This is a genomic window from Serratia sp. Tan611 (assembly GCF_905188235.1).
GTDB lineage: Bacteria > Pseudomonadota > Gammaproteobacteria > Enterobacterales > Enterobacteriaceae > Serratia_B > Serratia_B rhizosphaerae.
The window spans coordinates 1576568-1602516 of record NZ_LR994655.1; the positions used below are offsets into that span (position 1 = coordinate 1576568).

Here is a 25949-nt window from a genome sequence, read left to right on the forward strand (position 1 = left end):
TTAAACCAGCATCAAGGCGATATGCTGTTTTTGAGAACATCCTCTCCGTGCGTCGTGCGCGTCCGAGACGTCAGGCTGCGGCGCAGCGCTGACACCGTTCAGCTTTATGGTGATATTTGGCACGTTTTATCTGCAACAGGTCATTTCCATTCACAATAAAACTTGCATCAGATAACGTCTGAACGCCTTGCCTGCCGCCCATTATAGGAAGAGTGACTCGCTTCGCATTTTCAGCACCGGTGAAAATCTACTTTGTTACTGCTTTAGCTAAAACCTTTCAGCTAACCACAAGGGCAGAATAATGAAGACGCTAACCGCAGTTTCAATCGCTATCTCTTTGATTTCAGGTTATGCCTCTGCGCAAACCATCGTGTTGACCGACAGTGAAAAAGGCATTGAACAGGGTAACTGGCAGACCGACAGCCACAAGCTGAAGCTGGGCGGCGCCGATTTCAGCCTGCGTCAGCAGGTGTTGCACGGTGGCAAACAGGAGGGGTCGAAAGTGATTACCCTGACCAGCCCCGGTGGGTTGACCATCGCGCTCAGTCCGACACGCGGCATGGATATTTTGCATGTCAACGGCGCCGGCGTACGGCTGGGGTGGGATTCGCCGGTTGACGAGGTGGTTAACCCGGCCTATATCAATCTGGAAAGCCGCAACGGTCTGGGCTGGCTGGACGGCTTTAACGAAATGATGGTGCGCTGCGGCTTTGCATGGACGGGGCACCCGGGCGTTGAGGACGGCACGCTTTATACGCTACACGGCCGCGCCGGCAATACGCCGGCTTCCAAAGTGCTGGTGGAGATTGATGAAAAAGCGCCATATACGGTGCGCATCCGCGGTTTGCTGAAGGAAAACACCTTTAAGAAAAGCAACCTGGAAACCTGGACCGAGCTGCGCTACGTGCCGGGAAGCACCGCCTTTACCATTGAAGATAGCCTGACCAACCGTGCGGACTACCCGCGGGACTATCAGATCATCTACCACAGCAATTTCGGCAAGCCGTTACTGGAGGAAGGTGCGCGATTCAACGCGCCGATCAAGGAGATCTCGCCGTTTAATGACTATGCCCGCGCCGGTTTGAAAAACTGGTCGCAGTATCAGGGGCCGACCAAAGGCTTTGATGAGATGGTGTTTAACATCGTGCCTTACGCCGATGCCGAGGGGAAAACCCTGGCGATGCTCAGCAACCGGCAGGGCGATCGCGGCGTTTCTATCGGCTTTAATACCCGTCAGTTGCCGTTGCTGACGCTGTGGAAAAACACCGATACCGAGCGGCAGGGCTACGTCACCGGCATTGAGCCAGGCACCAATTACGCTTATCCGGTAAACATCGAGCGCGAACAGGGGCGTATCAAACAGCTGCAGCCGGGGCAGAGCACGCAGTTCGCGCTGACCTACACCCTGTTGCAGAATGCGCAGCAGGTTAAGCAGGCCGAGGAGCGGGTCAAGGCGCTGCAGGGCGACCGCGATGTCAAACTGGTGGCGCAGCCGATAGCGGTGGAATAAGGAAAACGCCGTCAGGCCGGCGTAACGGCTGGCCTGACGGCATGGCGTTAGAAATCATACGGCGGTTCATAGAGCACTTTGACGATCGCTTTCTTGATGTGTTGCGGGCTTTGCAGCTGACAGCCGGCTTTATGAGGTTCAAACGGGAAGAACAGCACGAACATGCCGGGCGTCATATGCAGCGTCTGCCACGGGCGGCGGATATCGGCCCGCTGACAATCCTGCTGCTGCTGATAGGCCTCACAGTGGATCTCGCTGCCCGGCAGGCCGTAGTCGATACGCTCCTCACCGCTCAGCAGTATCTGGATATCCAGATACTGGTAGTGCAGTTCGGCGCGTTTTTGTTCGGCAGGTTCGGTGGTTAGTTCGACCACTTCCATAAAGATGCGATCGCCGTCAATGTTATGGCGTCCCAGGGGCAGATTAGGCAGATCTTGCTGACGTACCTGCGTCAGAATGTCAGCCAGATCTGAAGACAGTCCCTGTCCATAACGGGGATTAAATAAACTATTTAAAATCATTCAGCTTCTCCGTTCCGTCGATAAAATTCCTATACTTATTGTGGCTATTTTATCGACGAAAAACAGTTAAGCCGTCCGCAATCCGATGATTTAAGGCAGACTTTCAATACGCGGTTTGGGCTTGATGGTCAGCGTCGCGCCCATGGAGGCGGTGATAATGGCGCTCAGCGCCAGCCATTGCACCTGCGTCAGGTGCTCGCCAAGGAAAAGCATGCCGGAAAATGCCGCCATCGCCGGCTCCAGGCTCATTAAAGTGCCGAAGGTGCGCGCCGGGATTTTCGGCAGCGCGATAATCTCCAGCGAGTAGGGCAGCGCGGTGGACAGAATAGCGACGCCCAGCGCCAGCGGCAGGATATCCACGTTAAGCAGCGCCGCGCCGGTGTGCCAGGCGCCGATGGGCGCGAACACCAGGGCGGCGATCAGCGAGCCGACCGCCACGGTGCCCGGGCCATGATCGCCGCCGGCTTTCTGACCGAAAATGATATATACCGCCCAGCAGGCGCCGGCGCCCAGCGCACAGGCGGCGCCAAGGGGGTCGATGCCGCCGACGCCGTGGCCGAACGGCAGCAGGAAGATCAGCCCGGTGATGGCCAGCGCTACCCAGACAAAGTCGATCGCCCGGCGGGATGAGAACATTGCCACCGCCAGCGGGCCGGTAAACTCCAGCGCTACGGCGATGCCCAGCGGTACGGTGCGCAGCGACAGATAAAACAGATAGTTCATCGCCCCCAGCGCCAGGCCGTAAATCAGCAGCGGCAGGCGGTTACCGGCGCAAAAACGCATGCGCCATGGGCGGAAGATAATAAACAGGATCAGCGTGCCGATGCACAGACGCAGCGTGGTGATCCCTTCGGCGCCGACCAGGGGAAACAGACTTTTCGCCAACGAGGCGCCGCCCTGAATCGACACCATGGCGACCACCAGTAAACACACCGGCAGCAGTATAGAAGACGCTTTTGCAGAAACCGACGAGGACATCCTTTTAAGCCTTATTATGCATTCCCGCAGCAGGGGAGATCGGAGAAAAACCAGACAGGCCTCAGTGTAATGAATCGCCGACGTTCTGTCTGCGAAATAGCGTACTGAGGAGATTTTTAAACGGTTTGTTTAAGTAAAACTGGTGCGTTAGCACAAAAAGTGCGCATTTTATTAAGAAAAATCTGGATATTAAGTAGGTGATTTTTGTCACGCTTGAGGATAGAATACGTCCGAAAATTAAGCGAAAAGAAGCGGATACAATGTTCTTGTAATTTTCTGTTACACGATATCAAGTGTTAGACACTCAAATCGGGGCAGAGTTTCACGCTAATTTTTGTTATATTTTCATCGTATAGACAAATGGATGTACTTAATAATAAAACGCGTTTGAGGTGGTTATGAAAAAAATTGCATGTCTTTCAGCAGTAGCAGCTTGTGTATTAGCAGTGACCGCAGGTACCGCGTTCGCTGGCCAGAGCACCGTAACCGGTGGCTACGCTCAGGGCGATTTCCAAGGCGTTGCTAACAAAGCTGACGGCTTCAACCTGAAATACCGTTACGAGTTCGACAACAACCCACTGGGTGTGATCGGCTCTTTCACTCACGTAGAGAAAGACCGTGCTGAGAACGGTACTTACAACAAAGCTCAGTACAACTCTATCACTGCAGGTCCTGCTTACCGTTTCAACGACTGGGCAAGCATCTACGGCGTGATCGGTGTGGGCTACGGTAAAAACGTTGCTAACGCACAAGACGGTTCTCACCGTGGCGGCAGCAGCGACTACGGCTTCACCTACGGTGCTGGCCTGCAGTTCAACCCAATCCAGGAAGTTGCTCTGGATGTTGGTTACGAGCAGAGCCGTATCCGCAACACCGACATCGGTATCTGGAGCGTTGGCGTAGGCTACCGTTTCTAAGAATTATCGTTAGCGGCCTGCCATCGGCAGCCGTTTACGACAAAAAATCCGCCTTCGGGCGGATTTTTTTTGCCTGCGGATCGGCTCAGAGCGTCTGCTCCATCACCAACACCGTCCGCTGATGGTATTCGGCGCGGTGGGTTTCACGAAAGCCCAGCTTATGCGCCAGCTTAATCGAAGGCTGGTTGTGCGGTGAAATGATGCACTGCGTTCTGCCGCCCGGCAGCGCGCTTTTGCCCCAGGCCAGCACCGCCCGCAGGGCCTCCGTCGCGTAGCCTTTGCCGTGGGCGGCAGAGCACAATGTCCAGCCCATCTCCGGGGCCTCCAGCGCCGGTGTGATATCGCGCTGATAGTTGGCGAAGCCGAGGCTGCCGATAAACTGGCCGCCGTGTTTCTCCCGCACCGCCCAGTAACCGTAACCCAGCAGTTGCCAGTGGCCGATATAGCGCAGCAGGCGTCCCCAACTCTCTTCTCGATCGCGCGCGGCGCCGCCGCCAATATAGCGCATCACCTGCGGATCGGCGCTCATCGCCGCCACGGCGTCGAAGTCATTCAGGGTATAAGTGTCCAGGATTAAGCGTTCGGTGGTGAGGCGGGGAGCTGCAGTCAAGCGGGGTGAATTCATGATTCCTTCTCTCTGAAACGTTGCGGGCGCACACGGCGCGCCCGCTGGGGAAAGATAAGGTGTGAATTCAGTATGCTATATCAGCAGCCATAAAAGCCAGGTAAACAGGAAACCGCTGACGCTGAGTACGGTGGTCAGCACCGTCCAGGTTTTCAGCCCGTCGGCGACCGACAGGCCGAGGTATTTGGTGACGATCCAGAAGCCGGAGTCGTTTACGTGCGACAGCCCCAGCCCGCCGAAGCAGGTGGCCAGCGTCACCAGCACCAGTTGGAGGTGATTGAGCCCGCCGACCGCTTCCGACAGCAGCCCGCCGGTGGTCAGAATCGCCACCGTCGCGGAACCCTGCGAGGCGCGCAGCGCCAGCGAGATGATAAACGCCGCCGGGATCAGCGGCAGGCCGATGGTGGTCAGTACCTCGGCCAGCGCCTTGCCGACGCCGGATTCCACCAGCACTTTACCGAATACCCCGCCGGCGCCGGTCACCAGAATCACCACGGCGGCGGTCGGCAGCGCTGCGCCCATCACGTCGCTGGTATGCTGCAGGCTCCAGCCGCGACGCACCGCCAGAAAATAAAAGGCCAGCGCCAGCGCGATCATCAGCGCCACCGCCGGCGACCCCAGCAGCGCCAGCGTATCGCGCAGCCCGGAACCCGGCTCGAGCAGCGTGGCGGAGACGGTGCCGGACATAATAATGGCGATGGGGATGATAATCAGCGCGGAGATCAGCCCGGCGCCCGGCGGGTTGAGGCGGTCGCTGAGCGGCGCGCTGTTCTCCGGTGCGGCCAGCTGCAGCTGTTCCAGCACCTCGACCGACAGCGGGTAGGATTTGCGGTTGAGGTAGCCGGCGACGACGTAGCCGATAATGCCGACCGGTATGCAGATCGCCAGGCCGATAATGGTCAGCCAGCCGATATCGCTGCCGAGCAGGCCGGCGGCCGCCACCGGGCCGGGATGCGGCGGCAGCGCCACGTGCACCGTCAGCATCACGCCGGCCATCGGCAGGCCGAATTTGAGCGGCGACACCTTCGCCACCTTGGCGAAGCCGTAAATAATCGGCGCCAGAATAATAAAGCCGACGTCGAAGAACACCGGAATACCGAGGATAAAAGCCGCCATGGTCAGCGCGGCGACGGTGCGCTTTGGCCCCAGCGCCTGGCTGAAGCGCTGCGCCAGCGACTCCGCGCCGCCGGAGTGCTCGATCATGCGCCCCAGCATCGCCCCCAGGCCGATAATAATCGTGACCGAACCAAGCACGCCGCCCATACCGGCGGTCATTACGCCCATCACTTCGCCGGTAGGGATGCCGGCGGCCAGCGCCACCAGCAGGCTGACCGCCAACAGCGCGATAAACGGCTGTACCTTGGCCTTGATCACCAGCAGCAGAAGCAGCATGACGCCGGACAGCGCAATTAACAGTAACATTGTGGTAGACATGGTGTTGCCTTTAAGCAGGATCCCCGCATTTTCGGGGTACAGAAGCCCAGGCGCCGCGATCGCCGGGGAACCGGCGATACGGGCGCACGTATTGTTATAGGGTGTGGCTGCGTTAACGGTTACAGATAGGGTCTGACCCACGCCAGCCCGGCGTCGGTTGCCGCGCGCGGCTGGTATTCACAGCCGATCCAGCCGCCGTAACCGAGGCGGTCCAGCTGTTCGAACAGCCAGGGGTAATTCAGCTCGCCGCTGTCCGGTTCGTGACGATCCGGCACCCCGGCGATCTGGATATGGCCGTAGCGCCCGGCCAGCGCCTGCATCAGGCCGCTGATGTTGCCGTCCACCAGCTGTGCGTGGAAAAAGTCGAACTGGATAAACAGATTAGGGCGATCGACCTGCGCCTGTAGCACCGCCGCCTGATGCTGGCTGGAAAACAGATAGTTCGGCTTCACCTGCGGGCTGAGCGCCTCAATCATCACGTTAACGCCGTGCGGCGCGAACGCGTCGGCGGCATAGCGCAGGTTGTCGATAAAGGCCGTGCGATAGGCCGCCGGATCCGCGCCGGCGGGCACCACGCCGGCCATCACGTGCACGTTGGGGCAGCCCAGCGCCAGCGCATACTCCAGCGCGCGGTCGATATCGGCGCGCGCCTCGGCTTCACGGCCCGGCAGCGCCGCCAGGCCCCATTCGCCGGCGGCGGCATCGCCCGGCGCGGTATTGAACAGCACCTGCTGCAGGCCGTGCTGACACAGCTGTTCCGCCAGCTGCTCGGCGGGGTAGTCATAGGGGAACAGAAACTCGACCGCTTTAAAACCGGCGTCGGCTGCGGCGGCGAAGCGATCCAGAAACGGCAGTTCGGTGAACATCATCGATAAATTGGCGGCAAATTTAGGCATGATCAGCTCCGTAACTCGGCAATTTCATCATCGGTCAAATAACGGATCGGGCGGTCGCCGAGGGTGAAAATCAGCTTCGCCGCGTCCTCCATCTCTTCGGTGTTATCCGCCGCGGCGCGCAGGTCTTTCCCGGTCACCACCGGCCCGTGATTGGCCAGCAAAAAGGCGCGGTAGGACGGCGCCAGCCGTGCCAGATCCTCGGCCAGACGTTCATCGCCGGGGCGGTAGTAAGGTACCACCGGCACCTGGCCGACGCGCATCACCACATAAGGGGTGAAGGGTTTGAGGGCATTACGGGTGTCCAGCCCCTGCAGGCAGGAGAGGGCGGTCAGATAGGTGCAGTGCAGGTGAACCACCGCTTTGCATTCCGGGTTATTCAGGTACAGCGCGCGGTGGAAGCTGATCTCTTTCGACGGCTTGTCGCCGGAGATCCATTCGCCGTGCAGGCTGACCTTGGACAGGCGTTCTGCCTGCAGTTCGCCCAGGCAGGAGCCGGTCGGCGTGGCCAGCAGGTTGCCGTCCGGCAGCAGCAGCGACAGGTTGCCCGCCGAGCCGGTGGCGTAGCCGCGCTGGAAGAACGAAGCGCCGAGGCGCACCATCTCTTCGCGCGCCTGTTGTTCGGTGGTGTGCGTCATAGCGGGAACTCCGTTTGTGCTCTGGCAAAGAAGTTTTCGTCGCCGAAATTGCCGGATTTCAGCGCCAGGGAGACCGGTTGTTCAATGGCGCGCACCCAGGGTACGCCGGGAGAAATGCACGGGCCGATATGGAAGCCGCGGATGTCCAGCGCCTGTGTCACCACGCCGGAGGTTTCGCCGCCGGCGACGATAAAGCGCCGGAAGCCGGCCTGATACAGCCTCCGCACCAGCGCGGCGAACAGCGCTTCGACCGCCTGGCTGGCGGCCTCGACGCCGTATTGCTGCTGGGTCTGCCGCAGCGCGTCCGGCTCGGCGGTGGCATACAGCAGCGGCGCGAGATCGCCGCTCTGTTGCTGCACCCAGTCGCTCAGTTCGCGGGCGTAGCGCTCACGCTCGGCGTCGCTGATGCAGCGCGCCACATCGATGGCCTGCGCCGCCGCCTGCTGGCGGTAACGGACGACCTGTTTATTGGTCATGGTAGAGCAGGAGCCGGACAGCACCACGGCCTTCTCCCCCTGCGGCGCGCCGGCGGCCTGAGCCTGCGTCTGGCCCGGCTGCGCCCACTGGCGGGCCAGGCCGATCGCCAGGCCGGAGCCGCCGGTGACCAGTTTCATGTCCTTCAGTGCTGCGCCCTGGGTCAGCAGGTGTTGTTCATTCAGCGTATCAAGCACCACATAGCGTACGCCCTGTTGCGCGAGCTGCTGCAGCCGCTCGCGCACGCCGTCGGCGCCGGTATCCATGGCGGCGGCGTCGATCAGTCCGCAACGGCCGCTGGCCTGCGCTTCCATCAGCCGCAGCAGGTTGCTGTCGGTCATCGGCGTGACCGGGTGGTTGCGCATGCCGGATTCAGACAGCAGCTGATCCATCACGAACAGGTAGCCCTGATAGACGGTGCGGCCGTTAACCGGCAGCGCCGGTGAGATCACCGTTTGGCTCTCTCCCAACGCATCGAGCAGCGCATCGGTCACCGGGCCAATATTGCCGCGTGCGGTGCTGTCGAAGGTGGAACAATACTTGAAGTAAAACCGTTGGCACCCCTGACGCCGCAGCCAGTCCAGCGCCTGCAGCGATTGTTCGACCGCCTGTTCGGCCGGGCAGGAACGCGATTTAAGGCTGATCACCACCGCCTGTGCGTGCACGGCGTCGTCGTTGTCCGGTACGCCGTTCAGCTGTACCGTCGACAGGCCATTTTCCACCAGAAAGCTGGCGATATCGGTGGCGCCGGTAAAATCATCAGCAATTACGCCAAGCAACATTATGGCAACTCCTGTTTTTGCGGCAGTTCAATGCCGGTGAAGATTTTGATCACTGCGCTGTCGTCTTCTTTACCGTAGCCGGCGTTGCTGGCGGAGGTAAACATATTCAGCGCGGTGGAAGCCAGCGGCAGCGGGAAGTGCAGCGCCTTGGCGGTGTCGGCTACCAGTCCCAGATCCTTGACGAAAATGTCCACCGCCGATTTTGGCGTATAGTCGCCGTCGACTACGTGGCGCATACGGTTTTCAAACATCCAGGAATTACCGGCGGCGTGGGTAACGACGTCATACATCACATCCAGCGGAATACCGGCGCGGGCGGCCAGCGCCATCGCTTCGGCGCCGGCGGCGATATGCACGCCGGCCAGCAGTTGGTGAATGATTTTCACCGTAGCGCCGAGGCCGATTTCGTCGCCGACGCGGTACACTTTGCCCGCCACGGCGTCGAGCAGCGGCTGTAGCCGGGCGAAGGTGGCTTCACTGCCGGCGGCCATTACCGTCATCTCTCCGGCGGCGGCTTTGACCGCGCCGCCGGAAACCGGCGCATCCAGCATCGCCAGCCCCTGCGCGGCCAGACGTTCGGCGATATTGGCGGCGTCGGCGGCGGAAATGGTTGAGGAGACCATCACCGGCGTACCGGGTTTCAGCTGCCCGGCCAGACCGCGCTCGCCAAACAGGATCTGTTTGACCTGGGCGGCATTCACTACCAGCAGCATCACCGCGTCCAGTTCGGCGGCAAAATCATCGGCGCTGGCGGCAACCTGTTTTGCTCCTGCCTGTTGCAGGGTGGCGCGCGCCTGCGGATTGAGATCGACGCCGTAGGTGGTTAAGCCGGCGTTGATACAGGATTGCGCGGCGCCCATGCCCATGGAGCCGAGGCCCACGATGCAAACGGTATAGTTAGCGGCTTGTGTCATACTGACTCCGTGTTAATTTTAGTGATATTTTGTTCTCATGTGTTAAATGTAAGCGTTTTTAAGCGCGTTTATGGTGACCGTCTTCACAAAATTTAACGAATAATGGCGCGGGATTAACGGCGATGTATCAGGCTGAAAGTGGTAATTATTTGTTTAATTGACAAATTATGGGTTTGCCATACTTTTATACCCGGTGCGACGTTTGCTGCCGCAGAACGAAAATTGACGTAAAATCACAATAATTATCAGCCGTAAGGAGAAGCCCTGTGATTCCGGTAGAACGCCATCAACAAATTCTGGCCCTGGTTGCCGAACGCGGCGTGGTCAGTATCGCCGAGCTGACGGAGCGGCTGGCGGTGTCGCATATGACCATCCGGCGCGATCTGCAGAAGCTGGAAGAGCAGGGGGCGGTGATCGCAGTATCCGGCGGGGTGCAGGCGGCCGAACGGTTGGCGATTGAACCGTCGCACCAGGATAAGGAAGGAATGTTCAGCCAGCAGAAGGCGGCGATCGGTGCGCTGGCGGCCAGCCTGATTCCGGCCAACAGCTGTATTTATCTGGATGCCGGCACCACCACGCTGGCGCTGGCAAAGCAGATCGGTGAGCGCGGCGATTTAACGGTGGTCACCAACGATTTTGTGATAGCGGCTTACCTGCTGGAAAACAGCCAGTGTGAGCTGATTCACACCGGTGGCACGGTATGTCGGGAAAACCGCTCCTGCGTGGGAGAGGCCGCGGCGCAGGCGCTGCGCCAGTTATTTATCGATCTGGCCTTTATTTCCGCCTCCTCCTGGAGCATGCGTGGCCTGTCGACGCCGAGCGAGGATAAGGTGGCGGTGAAAAAGGCCATCGTTGACGCCAGCCGGCGGCGTATTCTGCTGAGCGACACGTCAAAATACGGCAAGGTGGCCACCTATCTGGCGCTGCCGATCGCGGTGTTTGACGCCATTATTACCGACAGCCATCTGCCCGACACCGCCCAAACTGCTATTCAGCAGGCGAATATCACTCTGCATATGACCGGCGAGTAGCCGGGCAATATTCTGGTGCTTTCTGGCCCGACCATGAGCGCGTTGCAGGCGGTTGTGGAGATACGGGCCAGCGCGGCCGCATTTTCTGCTGCGCCAGGGGCTGAACGCATGAAGCCGTGCGCGATATTTATATTAAATTTTGTGGTTAATGGGGGATTAACCTTACTTTTTAGCTTAAATTTTATTAAATGCCCTATAAAAAACTAACTTTACCGATATTGGTTTTTGAATATATCCATTCGGATTGCCTTTGTATACTCTACCCGAATGTGGCAAGAAAATTCCTATTGTTGCCGGTGGTGATTACAGGTATTAAATTCCCGTTTTTATTCATTTTGAACGCAACGTTTTCTCTTATCATCAACGCGGCCGGCAACGCATTTAACGTGGTTTTGGGTTAACATCCGCCTGGCATTTTTTGCTAACGGTGAATGCTTGAATATAGTAGGCAATATGAAATATAGAATTAATGGACAGATTCTTTTTGATACGGACAGCGGCAGCCTGGGATTGGAGGGATTCCCGGAAGAATCGCTGGCTATTTCTAATCCGTCAAAGCGGCTATTGCTTTTACTTATTGCGCACCACGGCGAGCAGGTCAGCCGCGAGTTGATATTCCGCAAGGTGTGGGATGATTATGGCATGGTGTCCAGTAATAATAACCTTAACCAATGCGTGAGCAAATTACGGCGGGTGCTGAAAACGTTAGGTATTGATGACGAAGTCATTATTACCGTACCCAAAGTCGGATTTATGCTGGCGCATAATATCACGCTGGAGACGGATGAACCGCACATCACGCCGCCGCAGAACATAGCCGCCGAACAGGGTGAGCGGCGCGCCGTATCCTGGCGCAACGCCGGGCGGCGTTTGCGTACGGGCGTGGCGCTTGGTGCGTTGCTTTTGTTGGTTATCAGCGTTGGCATCTGGCTGATTTATCGTAACAGTGCGGTCAGACAGGAGCATTTAATTGGTGAGGTGAATAACTGCAAGGTATTTTTATCGGCGCCGCGTGCTGCGCTGAATGGTAATGCGGATCAGGTTAACGATATGCTCGCGTATATTAATGCCAATCCTGAATCGTGTAAGAGCGGCGAATATTTACTATTGCTCAGCAGTAATCAGGTAGGGTCCTATATTAAAGGCGTTTCCCGGCTGTTTATTTTGAAATGCCGGGTGGCGCGAGAATACCGTGTTGAGGTGTGCCGCAGTCAGAAAGACGGACCGCTGTTTTAGTCCACGCAGCGGAATAACACATTTACCGTGTTTTATAGATCTCATTATAACGAATTATTAACATTGCGCCGGCTGTCAACGGCAAACCATTCTTCAGGTATATATTATTTGTTTTCAGGTGCTGTATTTATTATATGACCGTAGGCTAACGTACCGTGGCCGATAAGTTTTATCGCACGAGGGGAAAATGAAAAATAACGATCGGAGCCGCCATTTTATTTTATATGATGCGATGCCGTGGGTTGGCATGGGGCTGGAGGCTTTTCTACGCCCGCTGAGTGCGACGACTCAACCGGTTGCCAGCCTCAGCGAGCTGAAGGCGATACTGATGCAGCAGCCCCGGCAAACGGTGATTATGGAGCTGTACGGTGCGCAGGAGTGCCTCTATGACGGCCTCTATTTTATACTGCATGAGAAAGCCTTCTGGCCGAATACCCCCTGGGTGGTGCTGACGGATATCGAGAATCACAGCGTTTTGCGCCTGCTGGCGTCGATACCGGATAGCGTACTGGTATCCAAACGCGACGGCTTAGAGGCGATTTTGGACGCCATCTCTGCGGCGCATCATGCCGTGCACTATCTCAGTCCGGCCATCCGGCGCAGTATCGCCGGCCAGCAGGAGAGCGGAACGTTCAAGCACCTGTCCGGCAGTGAATGGCGCATCCTGGCGTTAATGGCGGCGGGCTTCTCTGCCAAAAGCATCGCGACCACCACCTATCGTTCCTACAAAACGGTGAGCACGCATAAACTGAATATCATGCATAAACTTGGCCTTAATCAGAGCGGCTTTATCCACCTGCTGCTTTCTCTGCGTACGCGTTGGCCGTGCTGAACGGTCGCTAATACTGCGGGGGCTTCCGGTGTGATAGCGTTGCCCCGCTTGCCTTCCTTTCTCCTGCTGCCTTCTCCTGCATTCGGTGCGCCAGCGCATCACCGTTCCGGCCATGGGTTCGCCATGGCGCGGGATTGGCTTGCCATAATATCCGTTTTATCTGAACGACATGCGCGCTATTCATGACCGGAAGGCCGCTCTGTCGGCGGCTGAAAAAAACGACCGACATGTCGGTTAATTAAGCATAAACAGCAGAAGCGGAATCTACGGTGAAATCCCATTTGATGGAATTTATTTATTAATATCCGAAGATAATCGCTTATTGTCGATATTTAAATCTAAACATTTGCGTTTTTATAGTTAATGAATCTATTGATTGAGTTTCGATATAAGATTTTTCTCGTCAAGGCAGGCTAATCAATACAAGGGGCGCTTGGCGCATTTTCAAAGATTGGCTGGCCGCGATGTAGTCAGTTTATTCCCGTTTTTCAGCGTGCTGTAGCGGGGATAAGCCGTATGTCGCCAAAGGAAAGTGCATGACTCTAGGAATCGGCGGAAGGGAACATTGTTCAACGACCCGCCTCATACTCAACTTGAAGGGAAATTACATTCTATGACTATCACCAAAATCGCTCTCGCTGTTGCCGCCATGATGCTGTCCGGCGTCGCCGCCGCCGCCAACAATACCATTCAGTTTCAGGGCGAAGTCTCAGACCAGACCTGTACCGTGAGCATCAACGGCAATGCCTCCACCCCGGTGGTGCTGCTGCCGACGGTATCCAAGGCTGACCTGGCGGCCGCCGGCGCCACCGCAGGCCAGACGCCGTTTACCATCGGCCTGACCGGCTGCACCGCCGATGCAGCGAACGCCACCGCCGTTAAAACGGTATTCGTCGCCAACAACCTGACCGCCGACGGCCGGATGGGCAACACCGGCAGCGCGACCAACGTTTCGCTGGAGCTGATTGATCCGGCAACGCCGGCTGCGCCGCTGGATCTGAGCGGCCAGGCGGGGACGCCGGGGTTGAGCCTGGCGGCCGGCGCGACCTCCGGCTCTTATGACTTTGCCGTGCGTTACTACTCTGAGGGCAGCGCGACCGCCGGGTCGGTATTGGGCAGCGTGCAGTACGCGGTGTCGTATCAGTAAGCGTATTTCCCCTTCCGCCAGTGCGGAAGGGGGTTTTGAGAGGCCGTTTATATGACGAACAAGGGATTTTGTCAGTCACTTTGTCTCACCGCCGCGCTGCTGGCCGGGCCGGCGATGGCCAGCGTGGTGATGCTGAATACGCGGGTGATTTATCCGGCGGACGCTCAGTCGCAGACCGTACAGTTCACCAACCATAGCGACATCCCCTATGTAATGCAGATGTGGACCGACGTGAATAATCCGTCGTCAACGCCGGAAAATGCCGACGGGCCGTTTGTCACGGTGCCGGCATTGTTCCGCGTTGAGCCGAAGACCGGCCAGTCGGTCCGGCTGGTGTTTACCGGCAAGGATCTGCCGCAGGACCGTGAGTCGGTGTTCTATCTGAATTCGGCGCAAATCCCGCCGAAAAACGCCGTCAACGGCGCCGAGAACCAGATGCTGGTGGTGCTGCGTAACCGGGTGAAAATTTTCTATCGGCCGAAGAATTTGCCGGGCAATGCAGACGGCGTCGGCGGACAGCTGCGCTTTTCCCTGCGTCAGCAGGGCGGGCAGTGGCGGCTGAATGCCTATAACGATTCCAGCTATTACGCCTCGGTAATTGGCGCAGCGGTGCTGGTCGGCAAGCGGGCCGTGCCGTTCAAAACGGACATGATCGCACCTAAATCACAGGCCAGCTGGCCGTTATTGACGCGTACGCCGTCGCCGGCCGGCGCGCAGAAAGTCACATTTACCCTGATCAATGACTACGGTGGCCATATCAAGGCGGAAGCGCGTCTGAGTCAATAAAACGCGCGGTGCGTTTTGCACGTAAGGGACTGAAGGGATGCAAACAACAATCACATATTCCGGCAGCGCGCGGAAGAGTGCGTCGCCAGGCGTGATGCCTGGCTGCGGCGCGCGTCTTAAACCGCTGGCGTTGACGCTGGGGCTGCTGACGCCGCTTGCGGCCGGCGCCGGGCAGTTTGAATTTGACGACAGTATGCTGGTGGGCAGCGCGGGTCAGCAGAGCCTTGCCCGCTTCAGCCGTGCAAATACGGTGACGCCGGGCGACTATCAGGTCGATATTTTTATCAACGGCGCTTTTCTCTCCCGCCAGACGCTGACGTTTACCGCGCAACCCGGTCAGGACGTCGTTTTCCCCTGTTTTAGCCGCGACGCGCTGATTGCCGCCGGCATATTAGCCGTCAATATTAAAAGCAGCGCCGAACAGGCCACTGCCAATCCTTGCCTGCCTCTGGAACAGCAGGTCGCCGGCGCCGGCAGCCGCTTTGATTTTGCCCGCCTGCGGCTGGATATGTCCGTGCCGCAGGCGCTGATGAAGCGTGTGGCGCGCGGTTCAGTGCCGCCTGAGGAGTTGTCCGTTGGCGAAACGCTGGGGTTCGTCAATTACGACAGCAACTATTACCGCAGTAAAAGCAGCGGTACGACCAGTGACTCGACCTATCTCGGGCTGAACGCCGGCTTTAACCTGGGGCTGTGGCAGCTGCGTCAGCAGTCGAGCTATACCCGCTACACCAGCGACCATGCCCCTACGCTCAGCAGTTGGAAGTCGGTGCGCACCTACCTGCAACGGCCGCTGCCGGCGCTGAACAGCCAGCTGACGCTGGGCGACAGTTTTACTTCCGGCAACCTGTTCAGCAGCCTCGGTTTTCGCGGCGTGCGGCTGGAAACCGACGATCGCATGCTGCCGGAGTCGCAGCGCGGCTATGCGCCGACCATCCGCGGCGTGGCGTCGACCACCGCCAAAGTGAGCATCACCCAGGCCGGCACGCAGATTTATCAGACCACGGTGGCGCCGGGCGCCTTTGTGATTGACGATCTCTATCCCACCAGCTATCAGGGCGATCTGGTGGTGGAAATTCAGGAAGCCGACGGCCGGGTGTCGTCATTTACCGTGCCGTTTTCGGCGGTGCCGGACTCTTTGCGCCCGGGGCGCTCACGCTTCAACCTGTCGGCCGGGCAGGTGCGCAACCTGGGCGACAGCGATGATATGTTCGCCGAACTCAGCTACCAGAGCGGGTTGAGCAACGCTGTAACCGCCAATAGCGGCGTACGCATTGCCGACGGCTATCAGGCATTGCTCGGCGGCGCGGTGCTGGCCAGCCGCTACGGCGCGCTGGGGATCAACGCGGTGTATTCGCGCGCCGATATGTGGGGCGATACGCTGGACGGCTGGCGCGTCGGTGCCACCTACAGCCGTACCTTTACCCCCACTAACACCACTCTGGCGCTGGCGGGCTACCGTTATTCCACCGAAGGCTACCGCGATCTGGGCGACGTGCTGGGGCTGCGCAACGCGCGCGATCGCGACGCGGTCTGGAGCTCCAGCACCTATCAGCAGAGCGAGCAGTTTGTCGCCACCGTCAGTCAGGGGCTAGGGGCGTACGGCCAGCTCTATTTTTCCGGCTCGACCAGCAGCTACCGTGGCGGGCGCGGACGCGACACGCAATACCAACTGGCGTATTCGCACAGCTACCGCAGCCTCAGCTATAACCTGTCGCTCAGCCGTCAGCAGACCGGCAGCACCCGCTATGGCCTGCAGGATGCGACCTATGTTGCGAGCGGCACGACGCAAAACGTGGTGATGCTGTCGGTATCACTGCCGTTGGGCAGTGGCTCGCGCTCGCCGATTCTGTCGGCCGGCGTCAGCCATCAGAGCGGCGATCGCGGCTATAGCCATTATCAGTCGGCGCTGTCCGGCACGCTGGGCGACGACCAGAGCCTGAGCTATGCGCTGAACGGCGCGTATGACACGGCCGGCGCCGGCAGCAGCTTCGGCGCCAACCTGACCAAGCAGACGTCGGTCGCCACGCTGGGCGGCAACCTGTCCCACGGTAAACATTACACCCAGGGCGGCCTGAGCGCGCGCGGCGCGCTGGTGGCGCATGCGGGCGGCGTCACCCTCGGGCCGTACCTGAGCGATACCTTTGCGCTGGTGGAAGCGGAAGGCGTCAGCGGTGCGGAAGTGATGAACGGCATGGGGGCGAAGATCGACCGTTTTGGCTACGCCATTGTGCCGTCGCTGGTGCCTTACCGTTACAACGACGTCACGCTGGACGCCAAAGGGGCGGAAAACGTCAACGCCGAACTGACGGAGAACCAGCAGCGCATCGCGCCGTACGCCGGGGCGGCGGTGAAAGTGCGCTTTAAAACGCTGGAAGGCTACCCGCTGCTGATCAGACTCAGCCCGTCCGGCGGCGTGCTGCCGCTCGGCGCTAATGTGTATGACGAGAACAATGCGGTGGTCGGTCTGGTCGGCCAGGGGAATCAGGTTTATGCCCGGGCGCAGAAAGCCCGTGGCGAGCTGCGGGTGAAATGGGGTGAGTCGGCCGGCGCGCAGTGCACGCTGCGCTACGACTTACGCGCTCAGGCTGTGAAACAGTCGCTTTATCGTCTGGCGTTGCCATGCGCGGACCAGTAACGAACGGATAATGATGATGAACATATTCTCGCGCGCCGCGCTGCTGATGCTGGCCGGCAGCATGTGGCTCGGTCAGGCGCAGGCGACCTGCTACCGGATTACCGCCACCAACACTAACGCCAGTTCGAACTATTATACCGATCCGAGTAAAGGCATCGGCGCCGCCTGGAGCGGCTCGACCGATACCTCCGGCTCTATCGGCACACTGCCGACGACGGTAAATATCAATAACAGCCTGTTTCAGCCGGACGGTACGCCGATCGCCAGCGGCACCGTCAGCGCGCTGGAGGCCGGTTCCGGCAGCTACAGCGCCGATCAGATCCTGTTCCGCTGTACCGCCGATGAGGCCGGTAAGCTGTATGAATACTATGCCACCAACGGCGACTCGGAGTGGGCCGGCAAGGTGGAGGTCGGAGCGGCGTCCGGCCTGCCGGAAACCTACCGCACCTATGCCAACGGCATGGCGCTGCGGGCCACCAATCTGGCGACCGGCGAATACTATTCCCGCTACTGGAAAGCGCGGCCGTTAACCAACCTGGAAACGGATTCGCAGGGATGGATATTGGTGAAAGCCAAGAACTTCAGCGATACGAAGGTGGAGCTGTTCCGCCTGAGCAACTCCACGGGGCCGATGACCACCACCGGCGTCTATCCCCAGTCGCAGCCGGCCACCTATATCGCTTTTCAGGGCGGCGGGCTGTCGCCGTCCCTGAGCGTCGGCGCGGATTCGCTATCGCAATTCAGCGGCTGGTACGGCGCCTGGCCCGGCGCGGTGAACCTGTATAACCGGTTATATATTCGCCGCTCCGCCACCTGCTCGGTAACCAATGTGACGCCGCTGGTGCGCTTTACGCCGATTACCGCCACCCAGTTGCGCGCCGGTGAAACCCGCCAGATGCCGATCACCATTCAGTTTGACTGCCAGACCGGTACGCCGGCGACCAGCGGCGTCGGTGCGTTTGCCAGCGGCATCGCCGCCAACCAGACGGCGATGGGCATTCTGGTCAACCCGGCGAATGCCGCTGCGGCGGTGGCGGAAGGCGTAGGCACCGCCGGCTCCGGCGTCAGCTATCTGCTGTCGGACGGCTACGGCGTCGATCCGAACGTCGCCACCGGCGTCGGCATCCGGATTTCCCGCCCCGGCGGCGCGATATTAAACCTGCTCAGCACGCTGAGCGGTGCGGTGGCCGGCGGCAACCGCGCCGGCTGGTATCCGGTGCTGGATGACGCCAGCGCCGGGGCGGTAACCAACGGGGTGACCCGCTACAGCAAAACCCTGACCGCCACGCTGCAGGCGCTGCCGGGAAAAACGGTCACCGCCGGCAGCGTGAGCGCCAGCGCCCAGGTGATTATTCAGGTGCAATAATGATGATGAAATGTTTGAAGGCCGCTTTGTGCGCCTGGCTGGGCCTTGGCGGTTACGCATATGCCGGGGTGATTGTCGAGTCGTCGCGCGTGGTATTTGCCGCCGCCGATCGTGAACGCTCGCTGCTGTTGGTCAACGGCAACGACTATCCGGTGGTGGTGCAGACCTGGGTGGACGACGGCGCGCCGGACGGAACGCCGGAAACGGCGGGCGAGGTGCCGGTGATGCCGTTGCCGGGCATTTTCCGGCTGGAGCCGGGGGAGAAGAAAAACCTGCGTCTGCTGGCGACGCAGGTGGCGCAGCCGTCGGATCGTGAATCGCTGTACTGGCTGAACGTGTATGAAATCCCGCCGACCGATGCGCATTTGCCGCCGGGCGTATCGGCGCTCAAAGTAGCGGTGCGGCTGCAGCTGAAGCTGTTCTACCGGCCGGACGGGCTGCAGGGGCAGGCGGAACAACTGGCGGCGCGTCAGCGTTTCAGCCTGACGCGGCTGCCGGGCAAGCTGATGCTGACGGTGAGTAACCCGACGCCGCTGTACGCCACCTACGGTCAGGCGCAGCTGAATGGCGACGGCCGACAGACGGCGTTGGCGATCGGCATGCTGGCGCCGTTCGCCAGCAAAACGCTTGATGTGGATGAGCAACGCGACGGCCGGCCGGCGAGCGTCAGCTATGTGCTGATCGACGATGACGGCTACGGCGTCGCCGAGCGTGCCGTACTGAAGCCATAAAAAAGGCGCGTCATCAAGACGCGCCTTTTAGCGATCGCAGCCGGATGGCGGCGTTACATATCCGGGAAGGTCAGGGTATTGCCCGGTGCTTCACGGTGAATATGCAGGAAGTTCAGGTGTTTTTCGTACTGGTCGAGAATATCGCCAATCACCTGTTCTTTGCTGTAGTCCATCAGGTCGTTGCCCTGGGTGCCTTCCATCAGGAAGGTTTCCAGACGGTAGTAGTGCGACTTGCCGGAACGAGCGCGATAGGTGAAGCCCGGTACCGAATAGCGCTGCGGCCAGATCTGGTAGATAAAGTTTTGCTCTTCCCCCAGATGCACCAGCAGCTCCAGGTGCGGCAGGCGCTCTTCTTCCATCGGCGGCACTTCGTTGAACTCCACTTTTGCGCCGCGCAGCTCCAGCTCACGCGCCACTTCCTGCATCGCCGGGAGGCAGACGCGATCCAGCATTTTCTGCGTGTACTTGGTGCCCGGATAGTTCATCACGCGCGACAGGCGTTGTTTCCAGTTCAGCACTTCATTGCTGGAGGCCGGCGTCGGCGCCGAGGTGCTCAGCGCACCGGCCTTGCGGTAATCCTCAACCTTCAGCGATTTATACAGCCCGGCCATCACGAAGAAGATCACAAAGCTGAACGGCAGCCCCATAATCACCGTGGCGTTCTGCAGCGCGGAGACGCCGTTGGTCATCAGCATGCCGATGGTCAGCAGGCCGATGGTGACTGACCAGAAGATACGCAGCCAGTTCGGCGCATCGTTATTGATATCGCTCAGCCGTGAGGTGAAGTTACCGAGCACCAGCGAGCCGGAGTCCGCCGAGGTAACGTAAAACAGCAGGCCGGTGATGGTGGCGACCGAGGCGCTGAAGGTGAAGGCCGGGTACTGGGCCAGCAGGCTGTAGAAGCCGTGCGCCGGGTACTGCATCACTTCCTGAGCGAACGCGGTGTTGCCGTGGATAATCTGGTACAGCGCGCTGTTGCCGAAGATCGACAGCCACAGCAGGGTAAACACGAACGGGATGATCAGCGTACCGACCACAAACTGGCGGATGGTGCGGCCGCGGGAAATACGCGCCAGGAACAGGCCGACAAACGGCGACCAGGCAACCCACCAGGCCCAGAAGAACAGCGTCCAGTTGTTCATCCACTCTACCGGGCGGTCAAAGGCGAAGCTGTTGAGCGTCATGCCCATAAAGCGGTTGATGTAATCGCCGACGTTGAGCACCAGCGCGTTGAGCAGGAACTCGGTGTCGCCGAAGAACAGCACGAACGCCATCAGGCCGACCGCCAGCCAGACGTTCAGCTCCGACAGGATGCGGATGCCTTTATTCACCCCGGAGGTCACCGAGATGGTCGCCATCACTACCGACAGCAGGATCAGCGCGCTTTGCACCGTCAGGTTTTCCGGCAGGTCAAACAGCACTTTCAGCCCGTAGTTCAGCTGCACCACGCCGATGCCGAGGGTGGTGGCGATACCGAAGATGGTGCCGACCACCGCGGCGATATCCACGCTGTGGCCGATCGGGCCGTTGATGCGCTTGCCGAAGATCGGGTACAGCGCCGAGCGGATGGTCAGCGGCAGGTTATAGCGGTAGCTGAAGTAGCCGAGCGCAATCCCCATCAGGGCGTACATCGCCCAGCCGGTCAGCCCGTAGTGGAACAGCGTCCAGACCATCGCCTGCCGTGCGGCTTCCAGCGTCTGGCCCTGGCCTTCCGGCGGCATCATATATTGCGTGACCGGTTCGGCGACCGAGAAGAACATCAGGTCGATGCCGATACCGGCGGCGAACAGCATCGCCGCCCAGCTCATCAGGCTGAATTCAGGTTTGGACTGTTCCGGCCCGAGCTTGATCGAACCAAAACGCGAGGCGGCGATACATACCACGAATACGATATACAGGGTGGCGGCCAGCAGGTAATACCAGCCGAAGGTTTTGGACACCCAGTTCAGGGTGCGGGTAAGCCAGGTTCCGGATAAATCAGTGAAGAAAATCGTCATCAGCGAGAAGGCCAGGATCAGCCCCGCCGAGACGAAGAAAACCACAGGGTTCAGTCTGTCCTGCTGCGGTTTTGAGGAGGTGTCGTGTGTTGTCATCGTCTTCCTCTGGTGTTTAACAACTGAGTAGAATCGAGCCTTTCGTCGGCGGCGTTCACCTCCGGCGAAATACGGCAGACAGCCCGACGGCAATCATTACCTTTGCTTTCTAAAAATTACCGCCGCAACTCTTTAGCGCAGCAAAAAACACTGCGCGGCGGGAACCGCTTACAGCCACTGATTTTGGTCAGGTTTGTTAAATACCTCACAAAAATCAGCCAGTTCCACAACCGAATATTACACTTTAGTAACCAAGCGGTAATAAAATATATGCAATTTTTATTGAACGTTCAATCAAAAAAAAGTTTAATAGTCAGGCGACGTTTCTTAATTTTTGCTAAAAACTGCCATACTTGGGCAGGAAACGCCGTCTTACAGAAGACCTGTTTTGAGAGTCGGAGCCATGCCAAAAGTAGGAATGCAGCCGATACGAAGGCAGCAGTTGATTGATGCCACGTTGGCCGCAGTAAACGATGTCGGAATGCATGATGCCACTATCGCGCAGATTGCGCGTCGGGCCGGCGTGTCGAACGGCATTATCAGTCATTACTTCAAGGATAAGAACGGCCTGCTGGAAGCGACGATGCGCTATCTGATCAGCCATCTGGGCGAGGCAGTCAGGCGGCGATTACAGGCACAGACAGACCAGAGTCCGGCTGCGCGTCTGCAGGCGATTGTCGCCGGCAACTTTGACGACAGCCAGATCAACAGCGCGGCGATGAAAACCTGGCTGGCTTTTTGGGCCAGCAGTCTGCATCAGCCGCAGCTCAACCGGTTGCAGCAGGTTAACGGACGCCGGCTGTATTCCAATCTGAGCGCCGAATTTCAGCGCGCGCTGCCCAAAGCGCAGGCGCGGCTGGCGGCAAAAGGGCTGGCGGCACTGATTGACGGCCTGTGGCTGCGCGCTGCGCTGCGCGGCAGCGAGTTTAATCAGGCCAAGGCCATCGCGCTGACCAGCGAATACATTATGTTTCAGCTCCGGGGGCATACGCCGCCCTGAGGACAGCAATAAAGGAGAACCTATGTCCCGTTTTGGCTTACAGAAGCTCTATATTCATGGTGCCTATGTAGACAGTACCGAGGGTAAAACTTTCAACGCAGTCAACCCGGCCAACGGCGAAACGATCGCCGAAGTTCAGGCCGCCAGCGCTGAAGACGTCAACCGGGCGGTGGCGAGTGCAGCCAGCGGACAGCAGGTGTGGGCGGCGATGACGGCGATGGAGCGTTCGCGCATTCTGCGCCGTGCGGTGGATATCCTGCGTGAGCGCAATGACGAACTGGCGGCGCTGGAAACCCTCGATACCGGGAAGGCGCTGTCGGAAACCACCGCGGTGGATATTGTCACCGGCGCCGACGTGCTGGAGTATTACGCCGGCCTGATCCCGGCGATCGAAGGCCAGCAGATCCCGCTGCGCGACTCCTCATTTGTTTACACCCGCCGCGAACCGCTGGGCGTGGTTGCCGGCATCGGCGCCTGGAACTATCCGATCCAGATCGCCCTGTGGAAATCGGCGCCGGCGCTGGCCGCTGGTAACGCGATGATCTTCAAACCGAGCGAAGTCACTTCGCTGACGGCGCTGAAGCTGGCGGAAATCTACACCGAAGCCGGCCTGCCGGACGGTGTGTTCAACGTGGTGACCGGCAGCGGCGCGGAAGTGGGCCAGTACCTGACCGACCATCCGGGCATCACCAAAGTGTCCTTCACCGGCGGCGTAAAAACCGGCAAGAAGGTGATGGCCAACGCTTCCAGCTCGACGCTGAAAGAAGTCACCATGGAACTGGGCGGTAAATCGCCGCTGATCGTGTTTGACGACGCCGACCTGGATCGCGCGGCGGATATCGCCATGATGGCCAACTTCTACAGCTCCGGCCAGGTGTGCACTAACGGCACGCGCGTCTTTGTGCCGGCGGCGCTGAAATCCCAGTTTGAAAGCAAAATCCTGGAGCGCGTGCAGCGTATTCGCCTGGGCGACCCAACCGACCCGGCGACCAACTTCGGCCCGCTGGTCAGCTTCCCGCATATGGAATCCGTGCTGCGCTTTATTGAAAGCGGCAAGAACAGCGGCGCGCGCCTGCTGTGCGGCGGCGAACGCGTAACCGACGGCGAGTTCGGCAAGGGCGCTTACGTGGCGCCGACGGTGTTTACCGACTGCAGCGACGAGATGGAAATTGTGCGCGAAGAGATCTTCGGGCCGGTGATGAGCATCCTCAGCTACGACAGCGAAGAGGAAGTGATCAAACGCGCCAACGACACCACCTACGGTCTGGCGGCCGGTCTGGTGACCCGCGATCTGGCGCGCGCCCACCGGGTGATTCACCAGTTGGAAGCCGGCATCTGCTGGATCAACACCTGGGGTGAGTCACCGGCCGAAATGCCGGTCGGCGGTTACAAACACTCCGGCGTCGGTCGTGAAAACGGCCTGACCACGCTGGAGCACTACACGCAAATCAAATCGGTGCAGGTTGAACTGGGCGACTTCGGTTCCGTGTTCTGATCCCCACCGTCGCATTCAGGCTGCGGCGCCGTGCGCCGCAGCCTGAATACCCGGGCTATGCCCGTCTTTTTACGTCAAGCAACGCTATTTTGACTGCACAGTATGCGGGCCTGCAGGCCGTTTGCATCACTCAGCTATATCAATGAAAGGAGATAATTGATGGAATACGATTACATCATTATCGGGGCCGGTTCCGCCGGTAACGTATTAGCCACCCGTTTAACCGAAGACGCCGACGTGAGCGTCCTGCTGCTGGAAGCCGGCGGCCCGGATTACCGGATGGATTTTCGTACGCAGATGCCCGCGGCGCTGGCCTTTCCGTTACAGGGCCGCCGTTATAACTGGGCGTATGAAACCGATCCTGAACCGCACATGAACAACCGCCGCATGGAGTGTGGGCGCGGCAAAGGGCTGGGCGGCTCCTCGCTGATTAACGGCATGTGCTACATTCGCGGCAATGCGATGGATTTTGACAACTGGGCGAAAGCGCCGGGTCTGGAAGACTGGAGCTACCTGGACTGCCTGCCGTACTTCCGCAAGGCGGAAACCCGCGATATCGGGCCGAACGACTACCACGGCGGCGACGGCCCGGTCAGCGTTGCCACGCCGAAGGCCGGCAATAATGAACTGTTCCACGCGATGATCGAAGCGGGCGTACAGGCCGGCTATCCGCGCACCGACGACCTGAATGGCTATCAGCAGGAAGGCTTCGGGCCGATGGACCGCACCGTCACGCCGAAAGGCCGCCGCGCCAGCACCGCGCGTGGTTATCTGGACCAGGCGCGCCCGCGGCCGAATCTGACCATCGTTACCCATGCGCTGACCGATCATATCGATTTTGCCGGCAAGCGTGCGGTGGGCGTCAGCTACCTGAAGGGCGACGGCAATGAACTGCATACGGCGCGTGCGCGCAAAGAAGTGCTGCTGTGCGCCGGCGCTATTGCCTCGCCGCAAATTCTGCAGCGCTCCGGCGTAGGCCCGGCGGCATTGCTGAAGCAGCTGGATATTGATGTGGTGCACGATCTGCCGGGCGTCGGCGAGAATCTGCAGGATCACCTGGAGATGTATCTGCAGTACGCCTGTAAGAAACCGGTATCGCTGTATCCGGCGCTGCAATGGTTCAACCAGCCGAAAATCGGTGCGGAATGGCTGTTCAACGGCACCGGCGTCGGCGCCAGCAACCAGTTTGAGGCCGGCGGTTTTATCCGCAGCCGCAAAGAGTTTGACTGGCCGAATATTCAGTACCATTTCCTGCCGGTAGCGATTAACTACAACGGCAGCAACGCGGTGAAAGAACACGGTTTCCAGGCGCACGTCGGTTCCATGCGTTCGCCGAGCCGCGGCCGGGTGCAGGTGAAATCGAAAGATCCGCGCCAGCATCCGAGCATTCTGTTCAACTATATGGCGACCGAACAGGACTGGCAGGAGTTCCGCGATGCGATCCGCATCACGCGCGAAATTATGGCGCAGCCGGCGCTGGATGAGTATCGCGGCCGGGAGATCAGCCCGGGGCCGGAGGTGCAGACCGACGAACAGCTGGACGCCTTCGTGCGTGAACATGCAGAAACCGCCTTCCACCCGTCCTGCTCGTGCAAAATGGGCGAAGATGAGATGGCGGTGGTAGACGGCCAGGGTCGGGTGCACGGTATGGAAGGGCTGCGCGTGGTGGATGCCTCCATTATGCCGCAGATCATTACCGGCAACCTGAACGCCACCACCATTATGATCGCCGAGAAAATCGCCGACCGTATCCGTCAGCGCACGCCGCTGCCGCGCAGCACGGCGGATTACTACGTTGCCGGCGACGCGCCGGTGCGCAAGCAGTAATCAATTTCCCTCTTCGCCGCCCGGCGAGGAGGGAATATTCCCCCGGCGCGTCCTGCACCGGGGTTATTTCCCTGTTTTACCCGG

General features: G+C 59.4%; 22 protein-coding genes. 13 read left to right on the forward strand and 9 right to left on the reverse strand.

Going from position 1 to position 25949, the window contains the following annotated elements; translation table 11 throughout:
- Positions 1-301: 301 nt before the first annotated feature.
- Positions 302-1510: an aldose 1-epimerase family protein gene (locus tag TAN611_RS07505; protein ID WP_187043432.1), complete on the forward strand. Its 1209-nt coding sequence runs from the start codon at positions 302-304 to the stop codon at positions 1508-1510.
- A gap of 47 nt (positions 1511-1557) precedes the next feature.
- Here the strand turns inward: TAN611_RS07505 and nanQ are convergent, their stop codons facing one another.
- Both nanQ and rhtA read right to left on the reverse strand, forming a co-directional pair.
- A complete protein-coding gene (nanQ, locus tag TAN611_RS07510; RefSeq protein WP_105230348.1) occupies positions 1558-2031 on the reverse strand; it encodes an N-acetylneuraminate anomerase in 474 nt (157 codons plus the stop codon).
- Positions 2032-2121: 90 nt separating this feature from the next.
- Positions 2122-3009: a threonine/homoserine exporter RhtA gene (gene rhtA, locus TAN611_RS07515; protein WP_111737476.1), complete on the reverse strand. Its 888-nt coding sequence runs from the start codon at positions 3007-3009 to the stop codon at positions 2122-2124.
- 398 nt (positions 3010-3407) lie between these two features.
- On the opposite strand from rhtA, the gene ompX reads away from it, so the two are divergent.
- Complete coding sequence (ompX, locus tag TAN611_RS07520; protein ID WP_105230350.1) at positions 3408-3926, forward strand: outer membrane protein OmpX; 519 nt, start codon at positions 3408-3410, stop codon at positions 3924-3926.
- 85 nt (positions 3927-4011) lie between these two features.
- On the opposite strand, the gene TAN611_RS07525 is transcribed toward ompX, so the two are convergent.
- The 6 genes from TAN611_RS07525 to ltnD form a co-directional block, all read right to left on the reverse strand.
- The gene (locus tag TAN611_RS07525; RefSeq protein WP_111737475.1) at positions 4012-4551 is read right to left on the reverse strand and encodes a GNAT family N-acetyltransferase; all 540 of its coding nucleotides are present in this window, start codon (positions 4549-4551) and stop codon (positions 4012-4014) included.
- Between the two features lie 75 nt (positions 4552-4626).
- Positions 4627-5985, reverse strand: a complete 1359-nt coding sequence (locus TAN611_RS07530; protein WP_111737474.1) for a GntP family transporter — start codon at positions 5983-5985, stop codon at positions 4627-4629.
- Positions 5986-6104: 119 nt separating this feature from the next.
- Positions 6105-6881 carry an HPr family phosphocarrier protein gene (locus TAN611_RS07535; RefSeq protein ID WP_197951581.1) on the reverse strand — a complete coding sequence of 259 codons (777 nt, stop codon included), beginning with the start codon at positions 6879-6881 and terminating at the stop codon, positions 6105-6107.
- A 2-nt stretch (positions 6882-6883) separates the two neighbouring features.
- On the reverse strand, positions 6884-7516 hold the full coding sequence (locus TAN611_RS07540) for an aldolase (RefSeq protein WP_105230354.1): 633 nt from the start codon (positions 7514-7516) through the stop codon (positions 6884-6886).
- On the reverse strand, positions 7513-8772 hold the full coding sequence (gene otnK, locus TAN611_RS07545; protein WP_304573722.1) for a 3-oxo-tetronate kinase: 1260 nt from the start codon (positions 8770-8772) through the stop codon (positions 7513-7515). The genes TAN611_RS07540 and otnK overlap by 4 nt, the downstream gene beginning before the upstream one ends.
- Entirely contained in the window at positions 8772-9686 is a 915-nt protein-coding gene (gene ltnD / locus TAN611_RS07550; protein ID WP_203067460.1) for an L-threonate dehydrogenase, read from the reverse strand. The genes otnK and ltnD overlap by 1 nt, the downstream gene beginning before the upstream one ends.
- Before the next feature lie 266 nt (positions 9687-9952).
- Between ltnD and ygbI the strand changes: the two genes are divergently transcribed.
- From ygbI to TAN611_RS07590, 8 genes are all read left to right on the forward strand, one after another.
- The gene (gene ygbI / locus TAN611_RS07555) at positions 9953-10717 is read left to right on the forward strand and encodes a DNA-binding transcriptional repressor YgbI (RefSeq protein WP_105230357.1); all 765 of its coding nucleotides are present in this window, start codon (positions 9953-9955) and stop codon (positions 10715-10717) included.
- Between the two features lie 453 nt (positions 10718-11170).
- A complete protein-coding gene (locus TAN611_RS07560) occupies positions 11171-11953 on the forward strand; it encodes a winged helix-turn-helix domain-containing protein (protein WP_187044760.1) in 783 nt (260 codons plus the stop codon).
- Positions 11954-12140: 187 nt separating this feature from the next.
- Positions 12141-12785 (forward strand): response regulator transcription factor, encoded by a 645-nt coding sequence (locus tag TAN611_RS07565; protein ID WP_105230359.1) that lies wholly within the window; start codon positions 12141-12143, stop codon positions 12783-12785.
- Between the two features lie 613 nt (positions 12786-13398).
- Positions 13399-13932: a fimbrial protein gene (locus tag TAN611_RS07570; protein WP_203067461.1), complete on the forward strand. Its 534-nt coding sequence runs from the start codon at positions 13399-13401 to the stop codon at positions 13930-13932.
- Positions 13933-13983: 51 nt separating this feature from the next.
- Entirely contained in the window at positions 13984-14718 is a 735-nt protein-coding gene (locus TAN611_RS07575; RefSeq protein ID WP_187043428.1) for a molecular chaperone, read from the forward strand.
- A 94-nt stretch (positions 14719-14812) separates the two neighbouring features.
- Complete coding sequence (locus tag TAN611_RS07580; RefSeq protein WP_370576261.1) at positions 14813-17353, forward strand: fimbria/pilus outer membrane usher protein; 2541 nt, start codon at positions 14813-14815, stop codon at positions 17351-17353.
- Positions 17354-17363: 10 nt separating this feature from the next.
- A complete protein-coding gene (locus TAN611_RS07585) occupies positions 17364-18719 on the forward strand; it encodes a fimbrial protein (protein ID WP_238404522.1) in 1356 nt (451 codons plus the stop codon).
- On the forward strand, positions 18719-19450 hold the full coding sequence (locus TAN611_RS07590; RefSeq protein WP_197951589.1) for a molecular chaperone: 732 nt from the start codon (positions 18719-18721) through the stop codon (positions 19448-19450). The genes TAN611_RS07585 and TAN611_RS07590 overlap by 1 nt, the downstream gene beginning before the upstream one ends.
- Before the next feature lie 53 nt (positions 19451-19503).
- Here the strand turns inward: TAN611_RS07590 and TAN611_RS07595 are convergent, their stop codons facing one another.
- A complete protein-coding gene (locus TAN611_RS07595) occupies positions 19504-21543 on the reverse strand; it encodes a choline transporter (protein WP_105230364.1) in 2040 nt (679 codons plus the stop codon).
- 403 nt (positions 21544-21946) lie between these two features.
- Between TAN611_RS07595 and betI the strand changes: the two genes are divergently transcribed.
- The 3 genes from betI to betA all read left to right on the forward strand — a co-directional run bounded on the left by betI (position 21947) and on the right by betA (position 25865).
- Positions 21947-22543: a transcriptional regulator BetI gene (betI, locus tag TAN611_RS07600; RefSeq protein ID WP_105230366.1), complete on the forward strand. Its 597-nt coding sequence runs from the start codon at positions 21947-21949 to the stop codon at positions 22541-22543.
- A gap of 22 nt (positions 22544-22565) precedes the next feature.
- On the forward strand, positions 22566-24038 hold the full coding sequence (betB, locus tag TAN611_RS07605) for a betaine-aldehyde dehydrogenase (RefSeq protein ID WP_203067463.1): 1473 nt from the start codon (positions 22566-22568) through the stop codon (positions 24036-24038).
- Positions 24039-24197: 159 nt separating this feature from the next.
- Positions 24198-25865 carry a choline dehydrogenase gene (betA, locus tag TAN611_RS07610; protein ID WP_105230368.1) on the forward strand — a complete coding sequence of 556 codons (1668 nt, stop codon included), beginning with the start codon at positions 24198-24200 and terminating at the stop codon, positions 25863-25865.
- The last annotated feature ends 84 nt before the right edge of the window (positions 25866-25949 follow it).

What these genes read in the sequence shown, in the direction of transcription:
- TAN611_RS07505 (WP_187043432.1), top strand. Translation starts at nt 302, where the DNA reads ATGAAGACGCTAACCGCAGTTTCAATCGCTATCTCTTTGATTTCAGGT.
- nanQ (WP_105230348.1), bottom strand. Translation starts at nt 2,031, where the DNA reads ATGATTTTAAATAGTTTATTTAATCCCCGTTATGGACAGGGACTGTCT.
- rhtA (WP_111737476.1), bottom strand. Translation starts at nt 3,009, where the DNA reads ATGTCCTCGTCGGTTTCTGCAAAAGCGTCTTCTATACTGCTGCCGGTG.
- ompX (WP_105230350.1), top strand. Translation starts at nt 3,408, where the DNA reads ATGAAAAAAATTGCATGTCTTTCAGCAGTAGCAGCTTGTGTATTAGCA.
- TAN611_RS07525 (WP_111737475.1), bottom strand. Translation starts at nt 4,551, where the DNA reads ATGAATTCACCCCGCTTGACTGCAGCTCCCCGCCTCACCACCGAACGC.
- TAN611_RS07530 (WP_111737474.1), bottom strand. Translation starts at nt 5,985, where the DNA reads ATGTCTACCACAATGTTACTGTTAATTGCGCTGTCCGGCGTCATGCTG.
- TAN611_RS07535 (WP_197951581.1), bottom strand. Translation starts at nt 6,881, where the DNA reads ATGCCTAAATTTGCCGCCAATTTATCGATGATGTTCACCGAACTGCCG.
- TAN611_RS07540 (WP_105230354.1), bottom strand. Translation starts at nt 7,516, where the DNA reads ATGACGCACACCACCGAACAACAGGCGCGCGAAGAGATGGTGCGCCTC.
- otnK (WP_304573722.1), bottom strand. Translation starts at nt 8,772, where the DNA reads ATGTTGCTTGGCGTAATTGCTGATGATTTTACCGGCGCCACCGATATC.
- ltnD (WP_203067460.1), bottom strand. Translation starts at nt 9,686, where the DNA reads ATGACACAAGCCGCTAACTATACCGTTTGCATCGTGGGCCTCGGCTCC.
- TAN611_RS07560 (WP_187044760.1), top strand. Translation starts at nt 11,171, where the DNA reads ATGAAATATAGAATTAATGGACAGATTCTTTTTGATACGGACAGCGGC.
- TAN611_RS07565 (WP_105230359.1), top strand. Translation starts at nt 12,141, where the DNA reads ATGAAAAATAACGATCGGAGCCGCCATTTTATTTTATATGATGCGATG.
- TAN611_RS07570 (WP_203067461.1), top strand. Translation starts at nt 13,399, where the DNA reads ATGACTATCACCAAAATCGCTCTCGCTGTTGCCGCCATGATGCTGTCC.
- TAN611_RS07575 (WP_187043428.1), top strand. Translation starts at nt 13,984, where the DNA reads ATGACGAACAAGGGATTTTGTCAGTCACTTTGTCTCACCGCCGCGCTG.
- TAN611_RS07580 (WP_370576261.1), top strand. Translation starts at nt 14,813, where the DNA reads ATGCCTGGCTGCGGCGCGCGTCTTAAACCGCTGGCGTTGACGCTGGGG.
- TAN611_RS07585 (WP_238404522.1), top strand. Translation starts at nt 17,364, where the DNA reads ATGATGATGAACATATTCTCGCGCGCCGCGCTGCTGATGCTGGCCGGC.
- TAN611_RS07590 (WP_197951589.1), top strand. Translation starts at nt 18,719, where the DNA reads ATGATGATGAAATGTTTGAAGGCCGCTTTGTGCGCCTGGCTGGGCCTT.
- TAN611_RS07595 (WP_105230364.1), bottom strand. Translation starts at nt 21,543, where the DNA reads ATGACAACACACGACACCTCCTCAAAACCGCAGCAGGACAGACTGAAC.
- betI (WP_105230366.1), top strand. Translation starts at nt 21,947, where the DNA reads ATGCCAAAAGTAGGAATGCAGCCGATACGAAGGCAGCAGTTGATTGAT.
- betB (WP_203067463.1), top strand. Translation starts at nt 22,566, where the DNA reads ATGTCCCGTTTTGGCTTACAGAAGCTCTATATTCATGGTGCCTATGTA.
- betA (WP_105230368.1), top strand. Translation starts at nt 24,198, where the DNA reads ATGGAATACGATTACATCATTATCGGGGCCGGTTCCGCCGGTAACGTA.